This is a genomic window from Pantoea coffeiphila (genome assembly GCF_016909495.1).
In the GTDB taxonomy this organism is placed as follows: domain Bacteria; phylum Pseudomonadota; class Gammaproteobacteria; order Enterobacterales; family Enterobacteriaceae; genus Erwinia; species Erwinia coffeiphila.
In genome coordinates this window covers 1-5470 of sequence record NZ_JAFBFW010000020.1, presented here as the reverse complement: position 1 = coordinate 5470, position 5470 = coordinate 1, and the positions used below count along the sequence as shown (strand labels likewise).

5 protein-coding genes and 4 tRNA genes are annotated in these 5470 nt (G+C 47.7%); 7 read left to right on the top strand and 2 right to left on the bottom strand.

What is annotated here, in order from left to right:
- The first annotated feature begins 425 nt into the window (after positions 1-425).
- On the top strand, positions 426-1463 hold the full coding sequence (murB, locus tag JOE09_RS26010) for a UDP-N-acetylmuramate dehydrogenase (protein WP_205067851.1): 1038 nt from the start codon (positions 426-428) through the stop codon (positions 1461-1463).
- Positions 1460-2422 carry a bifunctional biotin--[acetyl-CoA-carboxylase] ligase/biotin operon repressor BirA gene (gene birA / locus JOE09_RS26005; RefSeq protein WP_200563894.1) on the top strand — a complete coding sequence of 321 codons (963 nt, stop codon included), beginning with the start codon at positions 1460-1462 and terminating at the stop codon, positions 2420-2422. Before murB ends, birA begins: the two co-directional genes overlap by 4 nt.
- An 80-nt stretch (positions 2423-2502) precedes the next feature.
- On the opposite strand, the gene coaA is transcribed toward birA, so the two are convergent.
- Both coaA and JOE09_RS25995 read right to left on the bottom strand, forming a co-directional pair.
- Positions 2503-3453, bottom strand: a complete 951-nt coding sequence (gene coaA / locus JOE09_RS26000) for a type I pantothenate kinase (protein ID WP_105595817.1) — start codon at positions 3451-3453, stop codon at positions 2503-2505.
- 202 nt (positions 3454-3655) lie between these two features.
- Complete coding sequence (locus JOE09_RS25995; RefSeq protein WP_105595818.1) at positions 3656-4204, bottom strand: GNAT family N-acetyltransferase; 549 nt, start codon at positions 4202-4204, stop codon at positions 3656-3658.
- 381 nt (positions 4205-4585) lie between these two features.
- Between JOE09_RS25995 and JOE09_RS25990 the strand changes: the two genes are divergently transcribed.
- The 5 genes from JOE09_RS25990 to JOE09_RS25970 form a co-directional block, all read left to right on the top strand.
- Positions 4586-4661 (top strand) — tRNA-Thr (locus JOE09_RS25990).
- 12 nt (positions 4662-4673) lie between these two features.
- A tRNA-Tyr gene (locus JOE09_RS25985) sits at positions 4674-4758 on the top strand.
- 211 nt (positions 4759-4969) lie between these two features.
- A tRNA-Gly gene (locus JOE09_RS25980) sits at positions 4970-5044 on the top strand.
- Positions 5045-5050: 6 nt separating this feature from the next.
- A tRNA-Thr gene (locus JOE09_RS25975) sits at positions 5051-5126 on the top strand.
- 114 nt (positions 5127-5240) lie between these two features.
- The coding region (locus tag JOE09_RS25970; protein ID WP_239553314.1) for a GTP-binding protein at positions 5241-5470 on the top strand (230 nt) is incomplete at its 3' end.

The following is a 5470-nucleotide window of genomic DNA, read 5'->3' as shown; positions in this document are numbered from 1 at the left end:
CAGAAGTGAAACGCCGTAGCGCCGATGGTAGTGTGGGGCCTCCCCATGCGAGAGTAGGGAACTGCCAGGCATCAAACAAAGCAGAAGGCCATCCGCAAGGATGGCCTTTTTGCGTTTATGCCGTTTAAAATCCTGCCTGAAGTGACCTTTTTACAATCCAGTAGTCTGTATTCTCTGTACTGCTATCCAGCTCTACACCTCTTGCCTCTGTTCATCCGGTAATGAATGATTACATGAGCTTTAAAGCATCTACATTCCTCTTTCGCTCAAAAATCATGCACAACAAGTCATGAATTTTGTAAAAAAATATGTTTTCATTTTGGTTGCCAGAGTATGCTTGAATAGTGGTCGCCCCCAGAAAATCCTAAACCCACCTCCTGTCGATCGGTTACACTACAACTAGTTAAATTCGTAAAGGCTGTCTTATGTCCCGCCAGAAAAATTCCCTGAAACCCTGGAATACATTTTCTCTTGAAGCAGCAGCAGCTGTTATTACGGTTGCTGAAAATGCAGAACAGTTATGCCAGTCCTGGCAGTTGAGCCAACGGAAAAAAGAGCCCACGTTATTACTCGGAGAAGGCAGTAATGTACTGTTTATTGAGAATTTCTCTGGCCAGGTGATTATTAATCGGCTTAAAGGTATAGAGATCCAGGAGAAAAATGACGCATGGTTACTGCATATCGGCGCAGGAGAAAACTGGCATCAGCTGGTCGAGTTGACGCTTGATAAGGGCCTGCCTGGGTTAGAAAATCTGGCGTTAATTCCCGGCTGTGCAGGGTCGGCACCGATCCAAAATATTGGGGCCTATGGTGTCGAATTTGAACAGCTTTGTGCGTATGTTGACGTCATAAGCCTGGCCGATGGCCATATCTTAAGGCTAACGGCTGCACAGTGTCAGTTTGGCTACAGGGACAGCATTTTTAAGCATCAGTATCGTGATGGTTTTGCCATTGTTGCTATTGGGTTGCTCCTGCCAAAGGTCTGGAAACCGGTACTGAGCTACGGTGACCTGCGAGACCTGGACCCCAAGACGGTCACTCCACGTCAGGTTTTTGACTCGGTATGCCATATGCGCCGCAGTAAGTTACCTGACCCTAAAGTGACAGGAAATGCGGGTAGCTTCTTTAAAAACCCATTAGTCAGTTCAAAGGTTGCTGCTGAGTTACAGAAACACTACCCAGCTATACCGCTCTATCCGCAGGTAAGCGGCGAGGTTAAACTGGCTGCTGGCTGGTTAATCGATCAATGTGAACTCAAAGGATTCCGTCAGGGAGGGGCTGCTGTACATGAAAAGCAGGCTCTGGTGCTGATAAATTGTGAGGATGCGACAGGGAAAGACATCATCGAACTGGCCCGTATCGTACGCCAGCGGGTAGCGTCTAAATTTAATGTCTGGCTTGAGCCTGAAGTCCGGTTTATTGCCAGTAGTGGCGAGGTAAATGCAGTGGAGGCACTCGCATGAAAGATAATACCGTACCTTTGAAGCTGGTTTCTATCCTGGCTAACGGTGAGTTTCACTCCGGTGAGCAGCTCGGGGAACAGTTGGGGATGAGCCGTGCTGCCATCAATAAACATATCCAGACGCTGAAAGAATGGGGCATTGATGTTTTCACCGTCACGGGCAAAGGTTACAGCCTGTCTTCTTCGATGCAATTACTCAACGAAGATGAAATTAATGCCCAGTTAGATAACGGACGCCTGGCCGTCATTCCGGTTATTGACTCAACCAACCAATATTTGTTGGATCGTATGGACCGTCTGCAGTCAGGAGACGCCTGTGTTGCCGAGTACCAACAGGCAGGCAGGGGCCGGCGAGGTAGGCAGTGGATCTCACCTTTCGGTGTGAACCTATATTTATCCATGTACTGGCGTCTTGAACAGGGGCCTGCAGCCGCCATGGGCCTTAGCCTGGTCATTGGTATCGTATTGGCCGAAGCCCTACAGGAACTCGGTGCTGCTAATGTTCGTGTCAAATGGCCAAATGATATTTATCTCGAAGATCGTAAACTTGCGGGTATTTTGGTCGAACTTACAGGTAAAACAGGCGATGCTGCGCAAATCGTGATCGGTGCTGGGATTAATCTGGGGATGCGCGCACCGGCCGCAGAAGCGATAAATCAGGGATGGATCAATCTGCAGGAGGCGGGAGTCACCGTCAATCGAAACGCTTTATCTGCACGAATTGTCAATAAGTTGCGTTCTGCGCTTGCTCAGTTTGAGCAAGATGGCTTGACGCCATTTGTGGGGCGCTGGGCCAGACTGGATAACTTTATCGATCGGCCGGTTAAATTACTGATTGGCGACCGGGAAATATTCGGTATTGCGCGAGGTATCGATCAGCAGGGTGGACTCATTCTTGAACAGGATGGTGTCAAAAAATCCTGGGTTGGCGGTGAGATTTCATTGAGACCACAACATTAAAAACAACCACGTCTCTGAATCATTCTTTAGCAAATCATTGAGCGTTTAATGAATAAAAAGGGGCATTAATTGCCCCTTTTTTACTTTCTTAATCTTACCAAATCGACCGCATGGCCAAAGCTTTTGGTCATAATCAGGCTGGCACGCTCACGAGTCGGTAATATATTTTCTTTTAAATTTAAGTGATTAATTTCTTTCCATAACTGTGTGGCAATACCTACCGCTTCTTCCTCGGGAAGTTGCGAATAGTGATGGAAATAAGAGTCCGGGTCGCTAAATGCACCCTGGCGGAATTTCAGGAAACGATTGATGTACCAGTGTTCCAATAAATCCTCAGGTGCGTCGACATAAATAGAGAAATCAACAAAGTCAGACACGAAAACATGATGAGGATCGTGCGGATAATCCATCCCGCTTTGCAGTACATTCAGCCCTTCCAGAATAAGAATATCGGGCTGCTGCACGATCTTATCGCCGTCCGGGATGACATCATAAATAAGATGGGAGTACACCGGAGCGGTTACCTGCGCAGCACCAGATTTTAATTCTGAAACAAAATTAACCAGCCTGTGCATATCGTAAGAAAGAGGGAAACCCTTCTTCTTCATCAGGTCCCGTTCTTTAAGGACTGCATTGGGATGTAAGAATCCATCAGTGGTGATCAATTCTACTTTACGGTGCTCAGGCCAGCGGCTGAGAAGCGCCTGTAACACGCGAGCTGTGGTACTTTTACCAACAGCAACGCTGCCTGCAATACTAATAATATAGGGAACTTTCTGTCCTTTTGTACCCAAAAACTTCTCAAGAACTGCCTGACGCCCCAAATTGGAACTGATATAAAAATTCAGCAGTCGAGAGAGCGGCAAGTAGATCTCGGCAACTTCTTCTATGGAGAGATCTTCGTTAATCCCTTTTAACTGGGCAATTTCATCCTCTGACAGGGTCATTGGCACGGAATCGCGCAGCGCAGCCCACTGAGTACGGTTGAATTGCAAATAGGGCGTAGTTAACAATGAATCTTTTTTGCTCATATACATGCTTCTGCCAGCAATCGTTTATCCTTCAGTGTGTTAGCCATATTATTTCAACGAGAAATGCTCGGAGACAGGCTTTAGTACTGAGGGCTAAATCAGAACACAATGGGCAGGAGGTTAACATCAGAAGGGCAGCAATAAGAAGGAAAAAAGATGTACAGCGGGTGCAAACGCAAGCTCACCCGCATAAATGATAACTTTAACTGGCAATCGGACGCACAACCTGATTAACCCGAAACAGGCGTTTGTAATAAATCACAGCAGGGCAGTAATAGCCTTCAGCTAAGCAGGCATAATCTGGAAGCTCGCCCAGACAACTGTAGCCCTGGGAGCGATAAAATGCCTCTGCGGGGGTACCCGCCAACGTATCGAGATAAAGCAGGCCACGCTGACGATGTATTGCTTCCTGTTCCAGCACCGCGAGGAGCCGCTTTCCTGCACCTTTGCGCCTGGCCCTGCTATGAACCAGCAGCTGCTGGACCTCCGCACGATTACGGCCATCCGGGCGTGCGCATATTTCCAATTGTATGCTTGCCACAACACCGTTCTGGTCGCAGGCCACCCAGAGCAGTCTTTCTCCCTTTGCTAATCCATCACGCAGGCTATGGAAGTAGCTAGCCGCCTCTTCACGATTTTGGATGGGCTGATAGTCAGTCAGAGCATTGTGAGCAACAGCATCCATTAACAATTCGGCTAACTGACTGCGATAAACCGGCAGGGTGGCGGCAGTGAGCATCATTATTTTCATGCGAGTCCTCCTCTGGGGTATAGGTCTGGTTAGTCCATTAAAGATAAGCAAAATATGTTCCAGCCTACAGATAGCGAATTCAGGCGCACCCCATCGAACCAGTAACACTAAGGTTGCACACAAAATGTGCGAATGCGGCATGCTGGTGCATTCTGTTAGAAAAAATCGTCGGTAATTTTAAAAAACAAACACTGAAATATTCTGTCAGTGGGCCATGTGAATGGAGCAAAAAACAGAACCTCTTGCTGCTTAATTGAACTGATTTATTGTATTTAACGGCCAATTTGCGAGGTTTTGCACAAATAGTGAGCATAAGAACATTTATCGCAATATTTTTGTTGCATCATGCGCCGGGTCTTCCTAGAATGCGCACCACTTGATGCCGGCTTAGCTCAGTTGGTAGAGCAACTGACTTGTAATCAGTAGGTCACCAGTTCGATTCCGGTAGCCGGCACCATCAAGTACCCCAGGTGGGGTTCCCGAGCGGCCAAAGGGAGCAGACTGTAAATCTGCCGTCATCGACTTCGAAGGTTCGAATCCTTCCCCCACCACCATTTCGATTCTTAGTTTGAGTCGAAAGCAGAAAGACAAGAAATCGTCTATCTGCAACGATGACTACTCTCCAGGAGTATGTTCATCAAGATTTCCGACTGAGCTCAAGCGCAGTCAAAGTTAGCAGGCAAATGCTTGTTGACTCGAGTAACAGGAAAGCTTTTTCCTGTTGTTCACAAGCTACAGACAGAACAGGTAGCCGAGTTCCAGGATGCGGGCATCGTATAATGGCTATTACCTCAGCCTTCCAAGCTGATGATGCGGGTTCGATTCCCGCTGCCCGCTCCAAGCCGTGCTGATATGGCTCAGTTGGTAGAGCGCACCCTTGGTAAGGGTGAGGTCCCCAGTTCGACTCTGGGTATCAGCACCACTTTCAAAATCTCCCTCCCTGCTTCTTCTCTGTGCATTAAAATTCAACGATTCAGGCAATGCCTGGTTGATGTGGTGATATCACCGATTAATCCGTGTCTTAGAGGGACAAGCGATGTCTAAAGAAAAATTTGAACGTTCCAAACCGCACGTCAACGTTGGTACTATCGGCCACGTTGACCACGGTAAAACTACCCTGACTGCTGCTATCACCACCGTTCTGGCTAAAACCTACGGCGGTTCTGCTCGCGCATTCGACCAGATCGATAACGCACCAGAAGAAAAAGCACGTGGTATCACCATCAACACTTCTCACGTTGAATATGACACCCCGACTCGCCACTA

Bases quoted from the DNA above. Each gene is read 5' to 3' on its own strand.
- murB (WP_205067851.1), top strand. From the start codon at position 426: ATGTCCCGCCAGAAAAATTCCCTGAAACCCTGGAATACATTTTCTCTT.
- JOE09_RS25995 (WP_105595818.1), bottom strand. From the start codon at position 4,204: ATGAAAATAATGATGCTCACTGCCGCCACCCTGCCGGTTTATCGCAGT.
- coaA (WP_105595817.1), bottom strand. From the start codon at position 3,453: ATGAGCAAAAAAGATTCATTGTTAACTACGCCCTATTTGCAATTCAAC.
- birA (WP_200563894.1), top strand. From the start codon at position 1,460: ATGAAAGATAATACCGTACCTTTGAAGCTGGTTTCTATCCTGGCTAAC.